The organism is Wolbachia endosymbiont of Folsomia candida (assembly GCF_001931755.2).
In the GTDB taxonomy this organism is placed as follows: Bacteria; Pseudomonadota; Alphaproteobacteria; order Rickettsiales; family Anaplasmataceae; genus Wolbachia.
On sequence record NZ_CP015510.2, the window covers coordinates 1,274,791 to 1,300,623 of the forward strand.

The window sequence follows — 25,833 nt, forward strand, 5'->3', positions numbered from 1 at the left end:
TAAAAAGGTTTTTAAAAGAGGTTCATATGTCTAATGGAAGAAAGTTCACGAAAGAGTTCAAATTAGAGGTTGTAAAATTATTCAAAGATACAAGGAAACCAATTGCAAGAATAGCAAGAGATCTAGATATAGCCTCCAGTGTATTAGGCTTACTTTTACCCATAACTTTGAGAAGTTATTATGTGAAGCATAACCATGCTCTCTCTAAGATTTTCATAGCCTCGCCATAGAGTCATACTTCCTGGTAAATTATCACCTTTTCTATTCATAAACCCACCTAATTTTCCTAACCAAATAATAGCTTGTTTTATGTTTGGAGGTTCTTCGGGCAATGTGGCCACTTGATGCTCACGTATGTAAAGAGCTTTCCACTCTTCATTGCTTAGAACCTTAGTGCAAGCCTCCATAGGATGCGATAAAGCCACTTTTGTTAAATATAAAATTTTAAATGTAATAATGCTCTTTATAGCAATTAATTTCTGTAGCCTTTCCTTTGTAGTTAAACGAGAGCTTTCTATTTTACATCCTGATTTTAAAATTCTAAAGTATTCTTCAATTTTCCATCGTAGCTTATACCAATTTATCCTTTCTATGGCATCTAAAGTGCTATTAACTGGTACATTAGTTAACAAAGTCCAATCGATAGCTTCAACTCCTTTAGGAGGATCCATTTCCTTTGCGCTTACCACATATACAGCGACTTTATCACTTATTTTATGTGCTGTATCTTTTGACCCATAAATGTAAGGCGCTCTGATAGGTATATAGCCTTTCATATATTTTACTTCAATATTTGCTTTTCTTGACTTCTGGTGCCCGTTTTTAGCAACTTCCAAGACGATTTTCTCTTTTACCGGAAGTTGAGCTATGCGTGTTTGCAAATCTGTTTTTCCCTCTTCAGTACAGATAAATTTTCTATTAGCTCGGTTACGGATTACATAAAAACTACCCAATGATTCAGCTATCCATAAAAATTTGAAGATATCTGCTTCCCTATCACCAAGAGTGACAAGTTGTACATCTTTGGAAACGTTATTTATGGTTTCTTTTAGTGCTGCTATCCACTTATAACTTTCTTTCTCCTCTATAGAAGTACGGTATTTCCTATTTGCTTTTTCTTTTGCTGTTTCTTCTTTTCTAGCGGGACGCGCCCAGCACTGTTGAGAAGATAAACCTAAAGGTAATCCTTCTTTACTGACCATTAAGGCACTATGCAGCAGCAAACCCTTTTTATGCTTTGTATAAGCTTTAGAAATACTGCCTAGCCCTTTGGTATTTATATGAGAGTCAAAATCCAAATAACTAGTATCTTGGATTGAAAATATAAGCTTATTTCCTTTTATCCTTTCCGCTGTTTCTTTATGATGAGAAGAATAAATTTTCTCGGCCTCAAGCTTTTCATTACTAAACAACCTGTACGCGCCCTTAGCTTCTTTCCATCCACCACAACTTTGATTAATTGATCCAGATGCCTTACGCTCTATAAGATAACTTGTTGTAATAAGCCTCTTATTAAGCCTTATATCTCCCAGATTAACATGTCTCAACTCTCTTTCTAGCCATTTGTCCCCTAAGCTATCAGTATATTGCGTATTTGTATTTACTCCGTACATTTTTAAACCCTTTATCAAATATATGAATTTGCTATTTTACTAGCTTTTTTATATTTGTGGGTAAAAGTAAGCACCAACAGCCGTAGAACAAACAGCCACACCAGCAACAGTACCTGGGTTTAGACCTGTTCTTTCTTCCACATACTCAGCTCCTTTACATGCTGGATCATACGTCCATTCTTTTGCAGTAGTGAAACCAGACTTAGTCCATCTCCACATTGAGCTTAGAGATGTTCGACAAAAATCACCCCATCCTTTTGCCTTCTCAGGTTGTTTAGCTTGTTCAGCATTAGGTTGCCCTTTTTCTGTTTGATTAGGTTGTTCAACTTGCTCAGCATCAGGCTTCTCTTTTTCTGTTTGATTAGATTGGTCAGCTTGCTCAGCATCAGACTTCTCTTTTTCTGTTTGGTTAGGTTGTTCAACTTGCTCAGCACCAGACCCACTTCCTGCCAACGTTTCAGTTACTTGCTCAGGTTGCTCAGCATCAGATCTAGTTTTTACTGCCGTTTCAACAGGTGCACTAGCTACCACAGCAGGTTGCCCAGCATTATCACACTTCTCTACCACTTCTTCCTTCTCAACTGGTTTAGCTTCTTGAGAAATAGTGTTGCTTCTACTAAATAGCTTATATAAAATTGCCAAAGCTGATATAGTGAAAATTATAACAAGAGCTATAAATGCCGGCGGAGTAGCAAAACCTGCAACTGGGGCTAAGAACTCAACATAAGGGGCTACCTTTAATATTACAGCTGCTGCACAAGAAGAAAAGGCAATTAAACTAAATGCTGTATAGTATAATGTATTGTTACTTTTTTTACTTTTTGTATTTGTATCATTTTCCATGACTTAGTCTCCTAAAAGTTAAATTATTCTTAATAATAGTATAAGTTGAAGTACAAGTCAAGATACTTTTCTTGTAAAACGGGTTTAAAAGTAATAAAATTATAGTAAAAATAAAAAAATGGTAATAAAAATAAATATTACTACCTCTAAGCTATAAACTATGCCTTTCAGTGTAATCTTTAAATGCACCCCTACCCGAGTCAAAATACAACTTAACGCTTCCAATTGGCCCGTTTCGCTGTTTTGCAATAACGAGCTCTGCAATATTTCTAATCTTCTCCATTTTTTCTTGCCATTCTCTATGTTTATTGCTTCCTTCACTTGGTTGTTTTCTGAGTTCATAGTATTCTTCTCTGTATAGAAACATTACTATATCTGCATCTTGCTCTATGCTTCCTGAGTCACGCAAATCAGAAAGCTGTGGTTTTTTATCATCTCTCTGCTCAACAGAACGTGAAAGCTGCGATAGCGCAACAACAGGAATATTTAGCTCTTTTGCAATTGCTTTTAACCCTTGTGTCACTTCTGAGATTTCTTGCACTCGATTTTCATTGCTCCTTTTTGTAGTTCCTCTAATTAATTGGAGATAATCGATAAATACAACTTCTATATTATATAATTGATATAGCAACCGTATTCTTGTGCGAAGAGCACTGATCGACAAAGCAGGAGTGTCATCTATTATGAAAGGTAGATCAGATAATTTAGTACTGGTATCAATAAATTCATGTAATTCAAAATCGCTGATTTTTCCTGTTAATGCTTTATAATAACTAATTCCTGAATCTATAGTGATAAGTCTTGCAGTTAATTGTTCTGCTGACATTTCTAGTGAAAAAAATGCTACGTAATTTTGTTTATCAGCTCTCTTTTGTAAGACTTTACAAGCATTGAGAGCAATATTTAGTGCCAGTGCTGTTTTCCCCATAGAAGGCCTTGCAGCTAGAATTAATAAGTCAGATTTTTGCAGACCACCAAGTAGCTGATTAAGATCCTGATATCCAGTTGTAATCCCGAGAGCCTCTGGATTATTTTTTAGCATGTTAATCTTCTCAACTACATCTTTAATAGAGCTTGCGAGCTTTATATACGTTTTTTCACCCTGTTTTTTTACTGCAAGATTGAACAATTTCGTCATCGCTTGTTCAATTTGCATCTGCGCAGGGTTTTCAATGTCATAGTTGTAACTATCACCAACTATTTCCTGTCCAAGCTTGATTAAACACCTCCTCAAATAAGTGTCTCGGATTATTCTAGTCAAACTATATATATCAAGTGCAATGCTTGCTTTAGCTGCAAGTTTTGCTAAGTATTCAACACCTCCGCACTCACTGAATGCTTGATCATTTTCAAAAAACATCTTGAGGCTGAGCTCATTGGCAACTATACCATGCTTTCTAGTTTTAGATATCTGCGTAAAAATACTCTGATGTAATGGATCATAGAAATTTTCTGCTGTTATTGTATCTTCAACTGCATCGCAAATCCTATTGTCACGGATCATGGCGCCAATTAACATTTGTTCAGCTTCAATATTCTGCGGCAGTTTGCATATCTCTTTGTCTATGTTTCTTGATAATTCTTTATCCAATAAATTAGCTAATTTATTCATTATATATTCCTGAGAATTTTGTGTAGCTAATTATACATATATATTTTCATGAAAGACTAGCTTCCTTTTGGTGGTACCAAAAATTTACTATACGTAGATTTTTCACATTAACTATAATAATTATAAGTTTTTTAATAATGTTTATACACAATATGGCATGATATATTTTAGGAGTAATTTATGGTTAAAAAATGTGCTAAACTTACTAACTGTGATGGTACAGATGGTCGCCCTGCAGTTTACAATCCCAATTCACCAGATGATACTGTAGTTTACAATGCCAAATCATGTAAGGGTGATGAAAAATTTAGTTATAATGGTTCTTGGAAAACATTAGGCTATGATCATTGCCAAACAAATCACCTTCTATATGTTGATTATGATCCTACACTCTGTTCAACAGGTAATTTTTGTGAAGCAGATGGTATAAAATTGGCAACTGATACTCAATGTCCGCTAGGTAGTTGTATGATTTGGTAATTTCAGCTATACCACTTTACATGAAACAAAAATCTAACTGTTATTCCAGCGTGTAACGCTGGAATCCAGAAACTTTCTTTAAACTGAATCCTAAGATCTAGTTACTATCTAGATTAGATCTCTACACTTTTATGTCAATTTCGTAAACCTTAACAATTATAAGTTTTTTAATAATATTTATATATAATATGGCATGATTTATATTTTAGGAGTAATTTATGGTTACAAAATGTGCTAAACTTACTAAATGTACTATGTTAAGCCCCACTGTTATGGCTTATGAGGCCAAATCATGTAATGGTGATGAAAAATTTAGTTATTATGGTCCTTGGGACACACTAGGCTATGCTAATTGCCCAACAGATCAACTTCTACAGGTTGATTATGATCTTGAGCGCGATCCAAACGATCGTTACTGTCCAGCAAAGGATATAACACTGGCAAACACTGTGCCGTGCATATAGTCCATTCCAAATTTCCATAAATGTGCACGCGCTAATATATCCAATTCTCCACCAGTGGTTCCTAAGGGAAAAACGCTACTGGCTATAGCAATGTGAGCTTTGAGCACTATTGTATAGTGTGTTATTTGTTCATTAGTAGGGTTGCCAATTGCTACAGTTCTTGTCACATCAGTTGTGCCATCAAGGTACTGGCCACCAGAATCAATCAAATATAATCCATTCACTTGAATCACCTTGTTCGTCTGGCTGCTCGCACGGTAATGAATTATCGCTCCGTTTTCATTAAATGCTGAAATTGTTGGAAAACTTGGTTGCTTAAATAAGTCCTGTTCTTTTCTGTATTCCAAGAGTTTTTCTTCAGCATCTAGTTCTGTGATTCCTTCGCTTGTATTATTTTCAAGCCAATACAGAAAATTTATAACTGCAATTCCATCTTTAATATGTGCATTGATCGCACCAGCTATCTCTGTTTGATTTTTTACTGCTTTATGAAGTAAGCAAGGATCTTCCTTCTCAATTACCTGCTGCTTATTTTTTATCATATTCATAATACTCATCGGAGTTGTATTTGGATCTATTATTATTGAATTTAATTTATTGAGCGCACCTTCAAGTTCGCCAATATCAAAGATACTTATATGGCTATCCAGATTTCCTTCTACAGTTGAATGTTTTTTGTCTTGAATAAATAAATCAACATTACCATCTTTATATAGTATAGCGCGGGCCAATATACATGGAGTATATTTAGCATTCTCGTTTCTTAAATTTAATAACCATGAAATGGAATTGGGGTCAGTTACAAGCATCGTTTCAGCATCTATTATGCTTTTAGCTATTCTCTTACATTTATCCTTACTACTTTCACCAGAATATTGAATTGGGTATAAAACCATCCCTTGTTTTTGATGATTATCTCTTTTTTCAACTGAATAAGGTATTACATTACAGACATTCTCATATTTTCTTATATCTTTTACGCTAAAATATTGCGAATAATAGCTTAAGGTAGTAGTCGATGTTAAATTTTCTTTCACCCATTCATAAGGATCCTTTTCTTGCATGTTATATATTTGAAGAGTATCTTGATCAAGCTGACTGCACGCTTGTGTAATGTAACGTCCATCTGTAAAAAATGGGCATTTATTGTGCTTTATTACAATGAGTAGCCCATTTGTCCCGGTAAACCCACATAATTGCTTTAGATCCTCTGAATACTCATTTAAATATTCATCTTTTGTGTGCAAAATGAATGCGTCAACATTTATTTCATCCATAAACAAACGGAATTCTTCTATTTTTGACATAAAATACCTCGTAACTTAAAAAAATTGAAACTTTGTGGGAAATATTGCTTGAAATATTACAGCATAGAGCTTGTTAACACAAGTGCTATGCTGAACAAAAATTATTATGCTAATATTCTATTTTACTTCAAAAACGCCTTAACTTTCTCTCTACTTTTTTTCAATAAGGTCACCTAATCGTCTATTAACAGTCGGTACTAAAAACTAGTGATATTTTATTTCCTGGTGAGCGCTCTATTCTGTTTTCCAACTCTAGCTCTAAAATAGCCATTAAAGCTATATTGGTAGGCAATCCACTTTCCAAAATGAGCTCATCTACATCAACAGGTACAGAGTTAATATGATCAGCTAAAACCGACTTTGCTTGTTGTAGTTTTTCTTTTTTAACAGTTTCCTGGTCAAGTTTTGAGTCAGAATAGTGTTCAATTTCAAATAGGCTTTTTTGTTGCATAGGTAAATTGAATCTAATGCTCTCTATTATATCCTCAGCGGATTCAATAAGTTTTGCACCGTTTTTGATTAAATAATTGCTACCACTACAGCGTGAATCTAAAGGAAAACCAGAAACTGCAAACACCTCTCTTCCTTGGTTTAAAGCAAAATTTGCTGTTATTAGGGAACCAGAGTGTTTCGATGCTTCAACTACTGCAACACCAAGCGATACGCCAGATATAATTCTATTTCTTTGAGGAAAATATTGAGGCTTTGGCTGAATAGAAAATGGAAGCTCAGTTATTACCAACCCGCCGTTCTCAGTGATTTTTTTGTACAAATCAAAATTTTCTTTTGGATACACTATATCAATTCCGCTTGCTATAACAGCAATTGTTGGATAGTTTTTGTATATTACACTATTTGCTGCAGTATCAATTCCTTTCGCAAGCCCAGAAACAGTAACAAAACCAGCTTCGCTTAAATCAAGCGCTAACTTATTAGCAAAATTCCTTCCATTCATTGAAGAATTACGTCCACCGATTATTGCAATTATTTCACGACTTAACAGTGACACATCACCAAGTACAGTTATTACAGGAGGGCAATCTAGCACATTTCTTAAGAGATCAGGATAATCTGGATCACATGCTGGTATAATTCTAGCTCCAATTTTTTGCGCATCGTTGATTTCTTTTTGTGCGTCTTGAATGCTATATATTTTCTTATTATTAGCTAACCTATTTAAATATTTTGATGCTTCATTGAGCGACCCATAAGCTCTTAGTATACTAAAAAATTTTATTGGCCCTACAGTTCTAGCTAAACTTAACCATATTTCTAATTCTTCATTGTTTAATTTGTTTATCTTCATAAGAGAATTTCTATCAATTAATACAACTGAGAGCATACCATACAATTATTTAATAATATCTTAATGTCTAAATTATAATATATATTAATAAACATTTCACCAAAAGACTTGAATTTCTTATTAATTTAGTGTACTGAAGATAATACGAATATACAGTTTTTTATGACGCATTTTGTTACAGATAAATGCATAAAATGTAAATATACCGATTGTGTAGAGGTCTGTCCTGTTGACTGCTTCTATGAAGGCAAAAATATGCTTGTAATTAATCCAGATGAGTGCATAGACTGCGGAGTATGCATACCAGAGTGTCCTGTTGATGCTATTGTAACTGATGATGCTGTAAAAGATCTTTTGGAACTAGATGAAAAGCTACTAAGCAGTGAGCAAAAAACTTTTAAGTCATTTTATAATATAAATATAGAATATTCAAAAAACTGGCCAAATATTACAGCTAAAAAACAACCATTAGACACTGCAGAGGAATATAAAGAGAAAAAGGATAAAACAACGTACTTTGACGAAAATCTGTAGAAAAAAAGATAAACGAACCAGAGCTATATAAGATATTTTAGATATAATAGACCTCTTTCATAACCAATTTATGATGAGGTCTAATGTTTTACTCCTTGAAGATACAAGTTTGTGTTATATCAGCTCATCACTTTTGTAAAACATCCCATTGAAATCACTTAAAGTTCCGAAATCTTGATCCTTAATAAATAGATGATCACCTGCAACGTAAGCTTCAGCAAGAGTTATAGGCTCTTCATAATGCTGAGCAGCTGGTGTAATAATACTATTATATAACACCATAACTTGCTCATAGTTATATTCTTTACTGGTGTAGTACTTATTCTTTATAGTGTCATAAAAATTTGTTACATCATCATATGTAACCTGAAGCTCCACTTTATACTTTCCCACTTCAAGTGGCCCACTTGCTCTTATTTTTAATGGATGCTGTGCACTTTCAACGCTGCTAGAGTCTACTTCAGCAATACCAGAATTTTCACCCATATTTTCTATTACACTTGCCATAACACTTTCTTGCTCATCATCCTCTTCACTTGTAGCTGATCTTTTATCCCGTTTTTGATTATCTGAAGATGATTCACTTGCGCTGCTATCTGCCTGCATCTGTTCTGCATCGTGGCTGCTTTGATAAGCTGAAGATGATTTGCTGCTTATCTGATCTGCAACCCATCCTTTAAACTCTTGATCATAACCTCTCAAGGTAGTTAAAAAATCTTCAACGAATTCACTACCTTGAGATTTATTTGTACCATGCGTAGAAAGGCTTTTTAACAAGCTATCAAGCATATCAGGATGCTTATGCTCAAGAAATTTTATTACCTGTTCTGCTTCTGAATAATAATGTGTTCCTTGGTAATTATCGCGCAGTATCTCATCTGGTTTAAGATCCTTATTTTTTATTGCAGAAAGAGCTTGAATGTCTCCATGATCATTTACATGCTGACCATTCTCTAAACCTGCAACATAATTAGCAACCCCCTCATGCATAGCCAGTGGTAAAACATTGCCTGTACCATAATAAGAATTGATCATAGTTAAAGCATGCCCCAATTCGTGTTTCAGAGTTTTACATGAACTTTCAAATTGATCTTGAAGGTAAAAGTAAACATGAACTTCTGAACCGCGGCCTTGACGTGTCAAACCAGAATGGCCTTCAGCATCAACATTTAGCTCTTTTAGATAATTTTCATAGTCACTTTTTGTGTTGAACACAAAAACGTTAACCTTATTTGGTATATTATGCCAAGGCTGAGAGTTGTTAATACCAAATGCCGAATCAAAATCCCCTATTGCATCATGAATAGCACCTTTTATACTACTCAACTTATTCTGACTTAGTTCTTCATTATCATATTTTAGATTTATATGAATCTTGTGCTCACCAAAAGTTACAACCTCATTATCTGGCGTAAGTTCTGCAGCAACCTTATTGCCACTTTTAACTTCCATCCACTGTTTAAATTCTATTTCAATTCCTGAATCATTTAAAAGCTGCGTAAATTTTGATATTGCCTGATTCCTACCGGAAGGTATTTCAGTAAGTAACTGCTTAATGGATTGAGGATGTTTTTCCTGCAAGAATGTGACTAAACAATCTGCTATTCTATAGTCATTAGCCATAGTAGCTATTTCATATGGCGTGTCATGACCAGATTCTTGCATTTTCTGATATGCTTCTTTTGTATAGTGCATATCACGTGTGCTTTCTTTCTTAGCTGCATCATAACTCCACATGAAAAGCTTCATACCGGTGCGTAAAACCTCAGGCACTTCATTTAGATTGCCAGTTGCATACTCAAGGAATGCATCGCTCATCTTTTCCATCAAAATTTTAGATTTTGCGCAGAGTAAGCCATTGACATCTCCAACAATAAAAGTCTTCGCTATTGTGCCACCTGCTCCATGTGCACGTACTGTTCCACCACCCCATAATTCATTATGATCTTTACCGCCTGAGAGTTCCTTTATGTGAGCTTTATACTCATCGTAGTTTTTGAATACATAAAGTTGCAATTTTACCGAATCGCCATGAGCACCCTTTTGAGCATAAAAATTTTCAGACCAAGCCCCATAAGCATCTTTCACAGTTTGCTTGATATATTCAGGTGTGTAGCTAGTTAATCCGCCATATTTTACTTCTATTGTAAGCTTATCATTTATTACTACATACTCTTTATTCGGAAATAAATTCTGCATAAGCTCTTGTGACACTTGAGGTTCCATCGTACGTGCTTCTTCTCTCGTTTTAGTATTTACTGTTTGCTCTATATTATTATCTTCTTCATTTTCCTCTTCTGCCCTAAGTTCCCTTTTCTTTATTCTGTGTTCACTTTTTGGTTTTTCCACAGCAACTTCTCTTTCAGTTTGTTCAGCTTGGACAGTTTGTTCAGCTTGAAAATTTTGTTTTTCTGAAACTACTTCGCCACTTCTCTCTACGACCCTAGACAAGCTTTCAGATAACTGAGAATCACCAAAAAGCTTATTGCTAGTATTTAAATCTTTTGCATAGGAATCAAGATCATGTGCTGAGTAAAATCCACTTGCAAGATCAGGATATGAGCTCTTATTTAGTACAAAAAATAAATCTTCATGTCCGAGCAGCATATCATAGTCAGAATTAGTACAATGCAAGAATTCGCTACCTTCATATTCCGCTATGTAGAATTTATTAGAATCAAGGGTAATAGTTTGTTCACCGCCCTTAGATTGCAAAATTACAGCAAAGTGCCCGTTACCTGTATCATAACCTTTTGTTACTTTAAATAAACTAATTTCACCTTTTTCTATAAATTCTGTTAGTTCTTCATTCTTTTTGCTTAACTCTTCTTCTACATGTCTTTTTTCTCTTGCCAATTTTGCCTCTTTTTCAGCAATTTCGTTCTGCAAATGTGAAAATATTTCTTGTGTGGTTAAGTTGCCTTCATTTCTTAATGAATTATCCAATATATTTAGTACAGTTGGTAATAATTTGCCACCGTCATCAAATACTTTTTCCTGCGCTTTATCATAATGATCTGGATTATAGATCGCGTATCGTGGGTAAAAGCCATAATCTACAACTGAAGATCCATTAAGATCTAATGAAAATCCATAGTGGTTAAGTGGAAGACCAGATGCTAAGTATTTGCCATTACTATCCTTAACGTATAGCTCATCTCTGTTGCCGTATGAATTACGATAGATATAGAAATTTTCGGACTCAAGATCAAAATAACTATCTAGGTTATTCAGTTGAATGGAATTTCCGAGTTCCTTACGCAAAAGGTTTTTACTTTCATCCGTAAGCTTCATACGTGCCGAAAAGTAGTACCTATCTATAGGTTCGCCTCTTTCTATTTCAAAATTCAAAGTCGTCTTGTTATCAACCATTAGCAGCCTCCGCGCGTTATGTAAACTTATATAATCTCTGTTACGATGTTCATCAATAATAAGACGTATAATATGAAAAATACCTTAAATATTAAAATCTTTGCATTAAAATAATAAAGACAACAAATTTAGTAAAATAATTTAAAAAAAACTCTTGCATAAGTTGTAATCACTTACTAAACTACTATTTTTAATAGAAATTTGAGGTAATATTATGACACAAAACAAAAAAATCGAAGGACAAGCGCTTTTAGATATCATTAGAGCAATTCTACCTAGTACTAGATTGACATTGAAAGATCTATGGCGTTCTCTCACTAAAGATAACATAAGGGACATTAGAGATGCAATTCGAGAACAAAAATCTCCAGATACCATTGAAGCATTGTTACATAGTGAAAAAAGTATATCGATATTAAAAATGCTATTAGCACAGCCAGTACTTGATCCTGAGAAAAAAATACCAGAAGGCACAAGCTATAAAGAAGTGCTTAAGTCAAAGTTTCCTTTTATTGGAAGATATCTAACTAAAATGACAACTTTATATGAGACATGCACTCGAAAGTATATTGAAAATCGCAATGAAGGTCATGATGAAAAAGCTGAACACTACAAAGAAGTCTTTAAATTTTTACTAGAGCAAAGACAACCAAAGGAAAATTTTGCAGAGTTAGTTGTTAAGCTTGTTGATTATGCTAGGTATAATCCAGATTCTGCTTGTGAATTACTTGATGTAATGGAAAAGCATGAATATAAAGATAAACAAGGTAAAAACCATAGAATTATAGATAAAATCAATTTCAATCAGAATGTTTTTATACCTTACAGACCGCAAGAAAGTATTGAAAGAAGTGATGTGAAGAGCAGTAACGTAAGTAAATCATCTGTGAGTAGCTCAAGCTCTCAAAAGTCAGGTTTATTATCATTGTTTGAAAGGTTTGGTGTATTATATCACCAACCAGCACAAACAAATGGCGTTACAATGTCACTGAAAGAATTTTTAAGCTCAGTGTCTGAAGTATCTGGAAATGAAAAAATTGCTGCTTTTACAAAAGCAATAATGCCATCTAAAAGTGTTGATAGTCCAAACCCAACACAACATGTAACACAACCAAAGCAGCTTTAACAGCAACTATAATATACTCTTTTATAGCCAATCCAAAGCAATTTTTTTGGGTTGGCTATATTTCAATTATCATAAAATTTAATTCTGTAAAATCTTTTCCTAATTAGCTATATAACATGGTTATACAACTTTATTTTTTTCATACAATGTCATACCTCTTTCAAACCAGTTCTTTTATTTGTTCGTGAATGTATGGCCCCAAAAAGTGATGGTTAGGAAAAACCACTTAGTCACCTTCGAGTTTTGTATTCTTATATGACAGCTTGCTTCAATTTATTTTACAGGGAGCTATGTTTTGACTGTTTACTTTTGCAATTTTTCTAAGTGTGGATAAGCGTAACCGTTGGAAATAAGAGCTACACCAGCTTTTCAGTTGATGTAGCAATCTTATAATTTCAATTTACAGAGTATTACCTTGAGCAAGAGAGTTTTCTTTCACATTCAAAGTGGCTGGGTCAGTTAAAGATGAATTTGCCTCTACTTGTTCTTCTTCTTCCTTTACAGTGTCGTCAAAAATTTCCCGTAACAAACTATGTTCATTAATGAATGGGGTAGTTTTTTTATATACGCCACCTGCGTTAAATAATTTATCCTTCACTACTGGTATTAATATTCGTTCAATTGTAGAAAATTTACGCTCCAGCCAAGCACTTTCCAAGGATTTTAATGCACTATCATCACGTTCTCTATTTTCCCTCTCGGTTTGCAATTCGTTGAAGAAAGGATTATGTCTATTCTCACAGATATATCTCCAAGTTATAGAGAATTCAGCTTGTTTTTCTAGTAGTTCTGCTTTTATTTCCTTAAACTTTTGTCTATCTCCAACGTTATTGCTATCAAAACTCTTCAGTTTTTGCAATAAATTCAGGTCGTTTTCATGAGCTATGATACTATTGTAAACTTGTAAAACAAGTTCATTTTCCCCTATACGCTTAATATGTTCTATAGTTTTTATATATACACCACCATTGTTCAATAGTTCATCTTGCGCTACTGGCTTTAATATTTCTTCAATTGTAGAAATTGTAGAAGATGCACCACACTGCAAACAATCTTCTAAGGATTGTAGTGCATTGTAATCAAGGTTTCTATTTTGGTTATCAAGATTTCTACTTTCTTTTTCAGTTTGCAATCCATTGCAGAAGTAATTACTTCCATTTTCACGAACGTATTTCCAAGTTCTAAGTAATTTAGCTTCTTCTTTTAGTATCTTTTCTTTTATTTGCTGAAACTTTTGCATATCCTCAGCGTTATCGCTATTAAAACTCTTCAGTTCTTGCAATAAATTCATGTCCTCTTTTATATCATTGAGAAGCTTCCGTAAGACATCATCTTCATTAGCAAATTTCTCGGTTTCTGTGTATATTGCACAACTTCCTTCGTTAGATAATACATCATTGGCTACCAATTGTAGTATAGGTATAATTTGAGGATGTGTAGCTCTATTATCACGCTTTAAACATTTTAATAACTCTAATGTCTTATGATCAGTATCTCTATTTTCCTTCTCAGTTTGCGATTCCTTATTGCTATCAAAACTCTTCATTTCTTGCAATAAATATTGTTTACTTGTTCCACTTTGATGGATTGTATTCAATAACAACTCCACTGGCTCATGAGCTTCAATAAATGCCATCAGATTAGGGAACCTTTCATTAGCATCGTCTTCCTTACTTGCTTCTGCAATTGGTGTTAATATTTTCCCACGGTTATCATGTGCCATTTTTCCTTTGTGAAGTTCTTGTAAACGTTCCAGCGCACTGTTTTCAAATTCTACGTCTTGCCTTACCGTTCCAATTGTTTTCTGTAAAAGAATATTACTACTATTTAATGAATAGTTATATATCTCATTTAATAAAGACTGCTTTCCTTCTTGCCTCAATACATCTGATATATTTGAAATATACCTTAAATCAATACCAGAATTGTCACTGATATATTTAAGTGTATTCAATAATTCATCACCCCTAGCGCTAGATAATCTTTTTTTAAATTCTAAAAAATTATCATCTTTTATAAGATCGATTAAAGTGTGTATTTCAGCTTGTACTTCAGCTTGTGTTTTAATTTGTATTTCAGCTTGTGTTTGAGTTTGTGTTTCAGCTTGTGTGCTAAAACCAGCTAAAAAACCTAAAATTTTCCAGATTGATTTAAACATATGCATTCCTACCTTTTATTAATGAACATACTAAATACTAACACACAAAAATAATTATTCAAGCGCTTTATTAAAATCTTAAGTTAAAATCTCTGATTCTTAGAGTATTATCATTCATTTTTCTTACCCATTGTAGATATTGCACCATGCTATCTACTTGATCATCATGACGAGCTTCTGGGAAAATCATGACTTCATACTCAAAGTCACTTAACCATCCCGCTTGATGCGGGAGAAAAACTCTGCCGGACTCTATTATCGGAACAATTTGATGAAATCTAGTGAGCTTATCATTATGTGGAACTATTTCGATAATAGGTAAATCGCTAATAATCTTCAGCTCTTGAGATAATTGTTGACCGCTCGTTTTCGCTTCAATTAAAATCGCATGTGGAGCCCATCTTGACTCTAAAGATAAAACCTGCTCTTTAAGTTTTGGATATTCAAGTTTTGCACGATATACATCAAGTAAGTAGAATTTATTCTCTATTTTTGCCCAGGTGGTGCAGACGCTAAAATCGCTAGCATCACTCGTTGAAACCGCAGTATCCCAGCTTTGGGTCACATGTGAAAGATTATCAGGAAAATTTTTATAGCGCTTAAGCCATTCTTGCTTAATTATCCCACTTGAAAGCGGTAAAGGATTCTGTTGATACTGAGCAGCAAAAGCGTAACTCCCTAGTTCTATTTTTATCATCTCAACTTCTTCTTTTCCTCCATCTAAAGGATATAATAATTGGCCTTCCTCTCTTGAATAGAGTATCTCTGTAGGTGGCATCATTCCAGTGCTACAATATGGTGTCATCCCAGTGCTCCGACACTGGGATCTATGTTCATTGTTTTTCTGGATTCCAGCGTCACGCGCTGGAATGACAGGGAAAGAGGGCGCTGGAATGACAGGCGAGGAAGGTGGTGAAATAACAGGAAAAGTAGGTGCTGTTTTGCTTGAATAAATGGTTTCAGCTTTTTCAGAAATCATCGGTAAACAGATGTGATGCCATATATTCTTTGGCTTGGAGAGAAGATGACCTGTTAAATCTTCCATGTGCAGCCTATGCATCACAAGAACAATCACTCCCTTTTTTCTATCATTCAGTCTCGTAATTAAAGTTTGATCACACCAGTTTTTGGCACGCTTTCTAAATGTTTCACTCAAAGCTTGCGCAGGGTTTAGCGGATCATCCATAATAATAAAATCGCCCCCCTCCCCTGTTAATGTTCCACCAACAGATGTCGCAATTCTAAACCCTCTCTGCAGAGTTTGAAATTTATATTTAGTGTTCTGGTCCTTAGATAATTTCACCTCCGGAAAAAGCTCTTTGTACCAATCCGATTGCATTATGCATCTAGTGTCAAGTGAATGCTTTTCACTCAAATTTTGAGAATAACTTGCAACTATTATTCTTGCAGTTGGCTGATTTCCAAGTATCCACGCAGGCCAAGCAACACTTATGCATATAGACTTCATTGAACGTGGCGGCATATTAAATATTACTCGTCTCACTTTACCAACACTTGCAGCTTCCAGCCTATCTGCTATAACTTTTATGTACTTATAATCATTATATTCACATCCAGGCACAACTGTTTGAAAGCATAGCTCAATGAATTTTAGAAAGTTGATTTTATTCATAAAAATTTTATGTATTTTAATAAACTAGTTGATATTTCATTGAAATGAGTGTAGATTTATATTACTTAAGATTCATTACTAAGATCTATGCACGCACAAGTTGATAAAGACTTACCATTACCAGAGGAAGTACACGCAGATGTAGAAAGACTCATTAACTTCTTTTCCAAGTGTCTTAAATGTACTTTCCAACATAAAGTAAATAGTACAGATTTCATAGATGATGAATTCATAGACTGGAAAGAAAAAATAAATCCATTTAGTGCAGCGATTTTGTTACATAATGAACATACCCGTATTGAATTCATTAACTATTATTTAGATATAAGGAACTCGGGAAGAAACACTATTTCATTTGCTGAACGTAATCCTACTTACAATACTCTTTGCGAATTAGGACGCAGTATTAATCTAGAAAACACCATTAATTATAAAATTCAAGGCAATTTAAAAAGCAAAATATGGAATGATGCTGTTAAACCGTACGTTGGCTATACGCCACTACACCTTGCTGTTTACAATGATCTCAGTGAAGTTGTAGATATTCTTCTTAGTGCAGAAGGCATAAACCAAGACATCAAAAATGATGAGGGTTTGACACCACTTGAGTTAGCTATAATGTTAGAGAATGTTAAAATAGCTAAAAAACTTTTAGCTCACCAGAAAGTAAATACCAATAGAAATGCACTGATAGATCTTGCTATTAAAAGTGCTAATATAAATATAAATTTTACAGACGCCCTTCTTCAAGACCCAAATATAGAGCAAAGTATTAAAGATGAAATCTTATCAGAATTGTATAAAAATCCAAAGCTAATGTTCAATGCTGTTCGAGAATGCAATTCAAATATCATAAATATATTTCTTGAAAATAAAGGTATAGATCTAAACATCAAAAATGACCGAGATTTGACGCTACTTGACTTTACCATTAAATCTATTAATCAAAACTGTTGCAATTTCACATGGCTAGCAGACACAGCTACTAAATTTGCTCTAGATCCAAGGTCAGAATTTAATGAAGAGCAAAAAATAAAACTAATTAACGCTAACAACAAAATTGTACGTGAGTTTATTATGAAACCAATAATTGGTTTAGCTCTAGTAATGACGTTATGCACGCTGTTTTCTTGCCTAGGGATAAAATATTTTTCACAATTATGTAACAGCGCAGAAATAATACCACGTGTGATAGGTGGATTTGGAATGTTCTTTACACCTTTTACGGCAATGTGTGCTTTGATTATACTTGTTATGCTTTGTTATCTTATACCAGAATTCATTCACTCGACACGCATAACCAATCAAGCAAATGCAGATTTAGAAAAATCATGCCAAGACAAACAAAATAAACTTGAACAAAATGTTCAAGATGGAGAAGTAGAGCAAGATAAACCATCTAATACTATAGAAGCATTGCAAGAATTAAAACAGCCAATTGAAAATTCCATTTAAAAAGCTATCCATATTCTGGTGAAAAGGAAATTTATTTCATAATTTTTGGCATATAGTTTTCATCATGTTTTGCAAACACTGTGTCTGCAAAAAAAGTATCACTACTAATCATTTTACCTTGCACAACAATACCACTTTTCTCTGAAAACATCGGTGGAAGTATCCCATGATATTTCACTACAATACTTTTGTTAAAATCTGTTATTTGAAAAGCTACTTCGCTTTCGTCCCGTATCACACTATCTTCAACGACCATACCACCAACACGGATTGGCTTTTGATTATTTTGCAAAACTACAGCTTCACTGACTGTATAGAAGAATGAAATATTCTCTTTGAGTGTTGTTAAAATAAAAAAGACTACACAACTTAAAAAGCAGAGAACCCCTGAAGTTATAAGTAATCGCTTATGTTTTTTTTTCATTACTCTTTTCAATCTCTCTTAAGATTTTTTTACTTTTCATATAGCAAGAGAAAGTGAAAAACAATTCTCCTATAATCAATGTAAAGCTAATAAGATAAGCAAAAAACACATACGTATTCATAATGTATCATCGATAAATAACTCTCCTGCATCAAAATAAATTAAGCTTCCATCTTTTTGCTGCAATACTAATCTACCACTTTTATCTATATCAGTAAAAGCTCCTTCATACAATTTGTCAGATAATTTTATACTGATTTGCTTATTTAGCTTAAATGCTCTTTGTAACCACATTGCTCTTATAGCAAGAAATCCACTAAGTAGCCACTCTTTTCTTAGTTTATTAAAGTTTGTTATTAATTCTTTTAGTAAATCTAAAGGTGTCATGCAAGTAGCGGACGCTGGAATCCATGCTTCTTTTTGGATCCCAGTGTCAGGCACTGGGATGACACTGGGTTGTGCAAAAAATCTACTAATACACGTTGCCTCCGCCAGTGGCGCATGATTAATATTAATCCCAATTCCTATAATGAGCCAATTCGAATTGGATTTTCTTTCAAGTAATATTCCACTGATTTTTTTACCATCAATTAGAATATCGTTTGGCCATTTATACTGAATGTTACTGTCATTCATTAATGAAAGTAACGTGTTCCCTACGGCAAGAGCTGCAATAAAAGTCAATTCTGTTAATTTGTTTACATCTGTTTTTTGGTTCATTGCCCCTCTTCCTGTCATTCCAGTCCGTGACGCTGGAATCCACACTTTTTTTCCTGGATCCGAGTAGTCAGCTACTTGGATGACAGGATGGGTTGCTGGGATGACACCAAAGTGTGCTGCTGATTCCTCACTTAGATCATGGTTGTGCAAGGGTTCTATAATTAAGCTCGCATAAAAATTACCCTCAGGAGAGACCCAGCTTTTTCCAGTGCGTCCCCTGCCATTTGTTTGTTTGTCAGCGATAATAACTGTTTCAGTTGATATTTCTTTATCAATTAAATCACGTGCTTCTTCATTAGTGCTTGAAACTTCTTTGTAGTGATGGATATGAAAATTTTCGAATACTTCAACCATTACTACGGCTAGGAGAACCTGATAGTGGTTGCATACTGACATATTGCTGATTATTTACATCCCACAACATCGCACTAGGACCACTTTCTATATTTTGATCTTGTGTACTATACTCTAGCACAACAGAATTGGGTGATTCTATATTTCCATATAGTGGTTGGCCAGTAGAACTTACATAAAATCCGAAATCATTAGGACCTTCTTCATTATCGCTAAAATATTGATCGATTTCCTCTTCATTATTAGTACTTTGATTACTTTGTGCACTATATTCGACTATAACAGGATCAATGCTGTCAAAATTTCTATTATTTACATCGTAGGCTGGTAAATCAGATCGTACTACCCGATTCACTCTAGGTTGTTGCAAAGAGATATTAATACTTCCTCCCACCATCATAGAACCAGGTATGGATGATGATAAATCGCTCTCACCAGGATGATTTTGCCTGTAATGCATTATATCATGCACGTTATTCAATGGTGGCATAGAATTTGGCACAGTGCTACTTAAATAGCTACTACCAAAATCATCGTTAATCATACTCATATGAGCAGCGTCCATGGAATTAAGTGCTTGTCCAGTAGCGCTATTATAATACCCTTGCTCTACTACAAAACCAGCTTGATTATGTTGCTGTGCACGTTCAGCAAGCGCTGTCTTCAATTGAATAGCGATCGGTAAGCTAGATTGTTGATCATATGAACTATTACTACAATCTGATGATACGCTAGAAGAAGATGAGCCATTTAGGCTACTCAGAGGTGATGTGCTCCATGAAGATGATGACGAATCTGATGATGCGCTATAATGTGATCCATATAGGCTACTTATAAACGAAGATAATGATGGTTCTTCTTCCTGATAAAATGTCCTATCCTCATTTTGTGTCCCACAATTTTGAACAGAATGACTAGAATATCTAGAACCATTATGTCCATCTACAACAATTGATGGTAATTTTGGAAATGGTCGGAATTGATTCATGCTATTTAGAGGTTCTATGGGAGGAGAAGGAGGCAATGAATCTTCTGTACTGTTATATAATACCTTCACCCTAGTTTGTTGAGAAGGACTTGGAAGAAGATTCCTAGCATTCCTTAAACTATGATGTGCACCCGATGGCAAATTAGGAAGTGGTAAAGATTCTAGGTTATTCATAGGAGAAATTGGCTCTGGATATGGTGGCAACGATGGTAACGATTCTTTTGTTTGCTCAGCTTGCTGCTCAGCACTATCACCATTATCCATAAAATTAGTATCTTCTTCATGTTGCGGTGTTTCCATCTCTTCTATTAAATTATCACCTGGTTGTTGTTGTAGAACAGGAGTAACTAACTCTTCGGGCTCTTGTGGAAGCAACGGTGGCGTAGGAATAGGCACAGCTTGCTCTTCTTCTTGTACTAAGCTTTGTCCTTCTTCTTCATTTTTACTTCTTGGTTCTCCACTAACCTCATTAGATTTACCTTTACTGCACATGGCAGAAACAGCTAATACACCTAACGTGATTACCGAAGCTAATGCGACCATTGCAGAAATAGCAAAAATTACGATAGGCGCCGCAGAAACCACCACACCAGATTTAATTGCTAAAGCAACATAAGGAAAATACAAAACAGCTACAGTGCTAGATCCACCTAGTAAGACAGCGGCAATTGCAAATTTTAAAACAGTTTTTCTTTTACTCATTTTTCTCCCCAGAAAATATTAAAAATCAATTAATTATAAACACTAACTCACTAATTTGTCAATGCACTAAGCAATAAATAAAGATCTTCTACATATAAGAAAAGAATGAGATTGACCAATGAGGCTACTATAGTAACCACAAGCAAACCTTTGGAACAATCAATTTTACTACTGCTAACCTTATCAAAATACATAGCTTTCATGATATTTAGATAGTAGTAACACGATATTACGCTCGCTATCACTAAAACTAAAGATAAACTAATAAAGCCAGAGTTTATTAAGCTTTTGAATATAAAAAATTTAGCAAAAAAACCTGCAAGCGGCGGTATTCCTGACATCGAAAGTAGTAGCAAAGAAAGGTGAAAAGCTAAAATCGGTTGTTTTTTTCCTATACCAGATAAATTCGCAATGTTGCAATCATCATCGTCAATTTGTATGAAATATGAAAATAACCCTATACTTGTGATGATATATATCACCAAATACATCAATGCACTACTTATTCCAGCTTGTGTGAAGATAGAAAGTGCGGCAAATATAAAACCAACGTGACCGATTGAACTGTAAGCAAACAATCTTTTCAAATTTTTCTGGCGCAAAGCCCCAAAAGCTGAAATAAGGACAGATAATACTGAAACGTATATGAGGATAGGCTGAACGTATTTTTGTATACCAACCAACTCTTCATTAATGAAGCGAATTAAAAATACTAAAAGCGTAGCTTTTGGAGCAGTAGAAAAGAATGCAGTGACTATAGTTGGAGCACCTTGATAAACATCAGGAGCCCACATATGAAAAGGAGCAACAGCTAATTTAAAGCATAAGCCAATCAGAATAAAAACCAATCCGAAAACTATTCCATAAGTTATTTGATTGTTTTGCAAAAATAAACTGAGCTCAGAGAAATTGGTTTGCCCTGTATATCCATAAAGTAATGACATGCCATACAGCATAATGCATGAGGACAAAGCGCTAAGCGTGAAATATTTTACCCCAGCTTCACATGAGTAAACTGAATCTCTATTAAAGCTCGCAAGAACATATAAAGGTATACTCATTAGCTCAAAAGCTAAGTAAAAAGAAATCAGACTATTTGCTGACACTAAAGTTATCATGCCAAACAGCGAAAAAAGAATCAATATGGAAAATTCATATTTATAGCTATATTTTGATAGGTTCAGCAGTAAAAGTACTAAAATCCCTGTGCTAAGAATTAACCCTTGGGCCGATCTAATGTATAAATTGAGCTTTAATAACGAATTAAAGAGAAAAATGTCATTAATTTCGACCGAAAAAATTAAAATAATCAAAGTGACCACTGTGCAACCAAGCACTAGTAGGTTAGTGACACGGCGGTTAAATATAATTCCAAGCAGCAGTAGTATTAATGAGGAGATAATAGAGAACGTTTCTGGCAATATCTGTAGATAATTCATAGCGTATTATATTTGACTAACAAATTCGCCATGCACGGCTTCAAATAACTAAGTACAAGCGTTGGGTAAAACCCAAGAAAAATAACGAACGCTGCAAGCAGAACTAGAACAGATAACTCTATTTTATCCAAACGATTATTTAATAAGTTAGAATAGCTAACACCCCATATTGCCTGCTTACACAAATTCAGCATATATATAGCACTTAAAATAGTGCCAAGCGCAATGAAACCTGTGAAAAATTTGATGCTCTTAAATATTCCAACCATAGCCAAAAACTCACCTATAAATCCAGATGTGCCAGGCAGACCTATTGAAGCCATTGAAAACAAAATGAACATGAATCCAAACCTTGGCATTGTGTTTACTATACCAAAATATTTTGCAATTTTTAAGGTTCCAGTTCTAGTATAGAGCATTCCAACGCATAAGAATAACGCAGCAGAAATAAGACCGTGACTAATCATTTGGAATACAGCCCCAAGCACCCCCTCTTCATTAAAAGAGAACAGTCCGGCAGTCACAATTCCCATATGAGCTATCGAAGAATAGGCTATTAATTTCTTTATGTCATCCTGAGCAAACGCAACTAAAGATGCATATATTACTGCAATGGCACTGAGAACAATAACGAAATTTGCAAAGTGTAAACTTGCATCAGGAAGCATCGGAATAGAGAATCTTAAAAATCCATATCCTCCCATTTTGATAAGCAGACCAGCTAAAATCACAGATCCAGAAGTTGGTGACTGCACATGCGCATCAGGCAGCCAAGTATGAAATGGAAACATCGGCACTTTTATTGCAAAAGAAACAAAAAATGCAATCCACAGCAATGACTGCACTTTGAAGTCAAGGTTTGGCATTACCTTAGTTAATTCTTGTATATTAAGCGTTCCAAAGATACTGTAAATGTATACCAACCCAAGCAGAAATAATAACGAGCCAGTGAGCGTATAGAGAAACAATTTAAATGTTGCATACACCCTTTGCTTCCCCCCCCAAACGCCAATAATAAAAAACATTGGTATTAAAACAGCTTCAAAAAACACATAAAAGCTTATGGCATTGAGTGAAATAAAGAACCCTATTACAAAACTCTCAAGCAGCAGAAATAAAGCCATGTATGGCTTTAGATTCGTATCAGTCATTTTACAATTGTAGAGTATACAAATGACAAACAAAAAAGTTGTCAATAAAAGGAAAAGTAGTGATATTCCATCCACCCCTATCCCAACATCTTTGATCGGGTAACTTACAAATTGAAAGTCCGAATTGTTATAATCAAACTCTACAAAAATTATAACACTGAGCAAAAATGGAAGAACAGTAAAAAATAGTGATATAAGCCTTAAGTATAGAGACTTATGATCAATCTTTACTAAAGATAAAATTATAGCTCCGACTATCGGAAGCAAAAATATACTAAGTAACAACACTTTCTATTTCATTCCAATAATATATAAAGCACCAATTATTAAACTAACAAACATAATAAATGCATAATCAAATATATAGCCAGTTTGCAATTTTATAGAGTTTTTTGAACATCTGTTAACAACACTTACAATACCATTTGGTCCAAATGAATCAATAACTTTAACATCGAACTTCCATAAGAGCCTAGATATAAGCCTTATTGGTGCGATTATCACAAACTCATACACTTCATCAAAGTACCATTTATTCTGTAAAAACCTAAGTAAAAATTTGCTCTTAATTTGTTTAACTAATTGATAGTGATAAATAAGGTAGGCAAGTGCTATTCCACTTAGACTCACTAAAGTTGGTAAAAGCTTTATAAAAAAGTTGTGAACTTCATGCCCATCAGTAACCACTAGACTTGATTTCCAAAACTCATTGCTAGTGATATTCAAAATATTTTCTCCCCATATTCCAGAAAACACAGACCCAAATGCAAGAATAAGTAGAGGTATAAGCATAATTTTTGGTGCTTCATGCACTTTCAAGTTACCTTGTGCTTTACCGTGGAACACAAGGAGTAATAATCTCCAAGAATAAAATGCTGTAAAGAATGCAACGATTAAGCTTATCACAAAAGCAAAACTATCAGTACTATAAGCGTGTTCAATGATTAAATCCTTTGAGTAAAAACCCGCAAATGGAAACACACCAGAAAGCGCAAGAGACCCAATCCACATAAGAGCATAGGTGTAAGGAATTTTCTTCCAGCAGTTTCCCATTTTCTGAATATTTTGTTCATGATGCATCGCATGAATTACATTTCCTGCACCAAGAAACAGAAGTGCTTTAAAAAAAGCATGTGTCATTAAATGGAAGATAGCGATGTTATAGGCAGAAAGCCCACACGCCATAAACATATAACCAAGTTGACTGCATGTTGAATAAGCAATTATCTTCTTTATGTCATTCTGGGTAATCGCAACCGTAGCTGCAAAAAAAGCAGTAAGTGCCCCAACAATAACTATTAACTCCCTTGCAACATTTGATAATTCAAAGAGCGGAGAACATTTTGCTATTAAAAATATACCTGCTGTTACCATAGTTGCAGCATGAATGAGTGCAGAAACAGGAGTTGGTCCTTCCATTGCATCTGGTAACCAAACATGTAGACCAAGTTGCGCGGATTTTCCCATACAGCCAATAAAAAGTAATATGCATATTATGTGAATAGTTTTGAATTCACAACAGAACGCTTTAATGTTCTGAGTGCCAAGCAAATCGGCTGTATCAAATATATACGCAAATTCTAAAGAATGAAATGTGTAATAAATAAGAAAAATTCCAATCAACAGTGCAAAGTCCCCTACCCTATTTACAATAAAAGCTTTGATTGCCGCATTATTGGCAGAATATTTTTGAAACCAAAACCCTATCAGTAAATAAGAGCATAAACCAACTCCTTCCCAGCCGAAGAAAAGTTGTACAAAATTGTCACTTACTACGAGCACAATCATGCAAAATGTAAACAGTGATAAATAAGAGAAAAATCTCGCTTTTCCCTTATCATGCTTCATATAACCGATGGAATAGAGGTGCACAACCAGCGAAACTGTAGTAATAACAATCAACATTAAAGACGAGAGAGCATCAACATTAATCGCCCAATTTAACTTTAGTACGCTTAATGAAAAGAGAGGAAATAAAACTAAATGATGATTTTCAGAGAAGTTAAGAAAAACATACCAAGATAAAGCCGCAGATATTCCAATCCCTGCAGTTGTAATTAACTGACTAAAAATATCCTTTCTAAAAAAAGCTGCAAACAATGAACCAAGCAGTGGCAAAAATACTATTAATTTCAGTATATCCGTCATACTT

At 34.4% G+C, this 25,833-nt stretch carries 20 protein-coding genes and 1 pseudogene; 6 read left to right on the plus strand and 15 right to left on the minus strand.

What is annotated here, in order from left to right:
* Positions 1-26 precede the first annotated feature (26 nt).
* Positions 27-230, plus strand: a complete 204-nt coding sequence (locus tag ASM33_RS08900; protein WP_110409986.1) for a transposase — start codon at positions 27-29, stop codon at positions 228-230.
* Here ASM33_RS08900 and ASM33_RS05825 read toward each other — a convergent pair.
* The 3 genes from ASM33_RS05825 to ASM33_RS05835 all read right to left on the minus strand — a co-directional run bounded on the left by ASM33_RS05825 (position 156) and on the right by ASM33_RS05835 (position 4,068).
* Entirely contained in the window at positions 156-1,631 is a 1,476-nt protein-coding gene (locus tag ASM33_RS05825) for an IS4 family transposase (protein ID WP_157956338.1), read from the minus strand. The genes ASM33_RS08900 and ASM33_RS05825 overlap by 75 nt on opposite strands.
* A gap of 30 nt (positions 1,632-1,661) precedes the next feature.
* Positions 1,662-2,456: a hypothetical protein gene (locus ASM33_RS05830; protein WP_110409985.1), complete on the minus strand. Its 795-nt coding sequence runs from the start codon at positions 2,454-2,456 to the stop codon at positions 1,662-1,664.
* Between the two features lie 151 nt (positions 2,457-2,607).
* Positions 2,608-4,068, minus strand: coding sequence for a replicative DNA helicase (locus ASM33_RS05835; protein WP_110409984.1), 1,461 nt, complete (start codon positions 4,066-4,068; stop codon positions 2,608-2,610).
* 180 nt (positions 4,069-4,248) lie between these two features.
* On the opposite strand from ASM33_RS05835, the gene ASM33_RS05840 reads away from it, so the two are divergent.
* The gene (locus ASM33_RS05840) at positions 4,249-4,548 is read left to right on the plus strand and encodes a hypothetical protein (protein ID WP_110409983.1); all 300 of its coding nucleotides are present in this window, start codon (positions 4,249-4,251) and stop codon (positions 4,546-4,548) included.
* A 254-nt stretch (positions 4,549-4,802) separates the two neighbouring features.
* Complete coding sequence (locus tag ASM33_RS08480) at positions 4,803-5,012, plus strand: hypothetical protein (RefSeq protein WP_162297609.1); 210 nt, start codon at positions 4,803-4,805, stop codon at positions 5,010-5,012.
* Here ASM33_RS08480 and ASM33_RS05845 read toward each other — a convergent pair.
* Together ASM33_RS05845 and dprA are read right to left on the minus strand one after the other, a co-directional pair.
* Positions 4,997-6,319, minus strand: a pseudogene (locus ASM33_RS05845) (M24 family metallopeptidase); the annotation flags it as partial. The gene ASM33_RS08480 and the pseudogene ASM33_RS05845 overlap by 16 nt on opposite strands.
* A gap of 184 nt (positions 6,320-6,503) precedes the next feature.
* Complete coding sequence (gene dprA, locus ASM33_RS05850) at positions 6,504-7,625, minus strand: DNA-processing protein DprA (RefSeq protein ID WP_110410574.1); 1,122 nt, start codon at positions 7,623-7,625, stop codon at positions 6,504-6,506.
* Positions 7,626-7,787: 162 nt separating this feature from the next.
* Here dprA and ASM33_RS05855 point away from each other — a divergent pair, with 162 nt between their 5' ends.
* A complete protein-coding gene (locus ASM33_RS05855) occupies positions 7,788-8,159 on the plus strand; it encodes a ferredoxin family protein (protein WP_110409981.1) in 372 nt (123 codons plus the stop codon).
* 114 nt (positions 8,160-8,273) lie between these two features.
* Here the strand turns inward: ASM33_RS05855 and ASM33_RS08745 are convergent, their stop codons facing one another.
* A complete protein-coding gene (locus tag ASM33_RS08745) occupies positions 8,274-11,531 on the minus strand; it encodes a collagenase (RefSeq protein ID WP_237342896.1) in 3,258 nt (1,085 codons plus the stop codon).
* 214 nt (positions 11,532-11,745) lie between these two features.
* Here ASM33_RS08745 and ASM33_RS05870 point away from each other — a divergent pair, with 214 nt between their 5' ends.
* Positions 11,746-12,657, plus strand: coding sequence for a hypothetical protein (locus tag ASM33_RS05870; RefSeq protein WP_110409980.1), 912 nt, complete (start codon positions 11,746-11,748; stop codon positions 12,655-12,657).
* A gap of 400 nt (positions 12,658-13,057) precedes the next feature.
* On the opposite strand, the gene ASM33_RS05875 is transcribed toward ASM33_RS05870, so the two are convergent.
* Together ASM33_RS05875 and terL are read right to left on the minus strand one after the other, a co-directional pair.
* Complete coding sequence (locus ASM33_RS05875) at positions 13,058-14,815, minus strand: hypothetical protein (RefSeq protein WP_110409979.1); 1,758 nt, start codon at positions 14,813-14,815, stop codon at positions 13,058-13,060.
* Positions 14,816-14,885: 70 nt separating this feature from the next.
* Complete coding sequence (gene terL / locus ASM33_RS05880; RefSeq protein ID WP_237342897.1) at positions 14,886-16,448, minus strand: phage terminase large subunit; 1,563 nt, start codon at positions 16,446-16,448, stop codon at positions 14,886-14,888.
* Between the two features lie 87 nt (positions 16,449-16,535).
* Between terL and ASM33_RS05885 the strand changes: the two genes are divergently transcribed.
* A complete protein-coding gene (locus tag ASM33_RS05885) occupies positions 16,536-17,903 on the plus strand; it encodes an ankyrin repeat domain-containing protein (RefSeq protein ID WP_110409978.1) in 1,368 nt (455 codons plus the stop codon).
* Positions 17,904-17,934: 31 nt separating this feature from the next.
* On the opposite strand, the gene ccmE is transcribed toward ASM33_RS05885, so the two are convergent.
* Genes ccmE through nuoL form a run of 7 tightly spaced genes read right to left on the minus strand, consistent with a single transcriptional unit; the run spans position 17,935 to position 25,829 of the window.
* Positions 17,935-18,327 (minus strand): cytochrome c maturation protein CcmE, encoded by a 393-nt coding sequence (gene ccmE, locus ASM33_RS05890; protein WP_110409977.1) that lies wholly within the window; start codon positions 18,325-18,327, stop codon positions 17,935-17,937.
* Positions 18,311-18,448, minus strand: coding sequence for a CcmD-like small membrane protein (locus tag ASM33_RS08960; RefSeq protein WP_458695029.1), 138 nt, complete (start codon positions 18,446-18,448; stop codon positions 18,311-18,313). Before ASM33_RS08960 ends, ccmE begins: the two co-directional genes overlap by 17 nt.
* Positions 18,445-19,443, minus strand: a complete 999-nt coding sequence (locus ASM33_RS05895; protein ID WP_410543244.1) for a biotin--[acetyl-CoA-carboxylase] ligase — start codon at positions 19,441-19,443, stop codon at positions 18,445-18,447. Before ASM33_RS05895 ends, ASM33_RS08960 begins: the two co-directional genes overlap by 4 nt.
* Positions 19,394-21,091, minus strand: coding sequence for a hypothetical protein (locus ASM33_RS05900; RefSeq protein WP_110409975.1), 1,698 nt, complete (start codon positions 21,089-21,091; stop codon positions 19,394-19,396). The genes ASM33_RS05895 and ASM33_RS05900 overlap by 50 nt, the downstream gene beginning before the upstream one ends.
* A gap of 50 nt (positions 21,092-21,141) precedes the next feature.
* A complete protein-coding gene (locus ASM33_RS05905) occupies positions 21,142-22,530 on the minus strand; it encodes an NADH-quinone oxidoreductase subunit N (RefSeq protein WP_110409974.1) in 1,389 nt (462 codons plus the stop codon).
* Positions 22,527-23,969 carry a complex I subunit 4 family protein gene (locus ASM33_RS05910; RefSeq protein WP_110409973.1) on the minus strand — a complete coding sequence of 481 codons (1,443 nt, stop codon included), beginning with the start codon at positions 23,967-23,969 and terminating at the stop codon, positions 22,527-22,529. The genes ASM33_RS05905 and ASM33_RS05910 overlap by 4 nt, the downstream gene beginning before the upstream one ends.
* A gap of 3 nt (positions 23,970-23,972) precedes the next feature.
* Entirely contained in the window at positions 23,973-25,829 is a 1,857-nt protein-coding gene (nuoL, locus tag ASM33_RS05915) for an NADH-quinone oxidoreductase subunit L (RefSeq protein ID WP_110409972.1), read from the minus strand.
* Positions 25,830-25,833 lie beyond the last annotated feature (4 nt).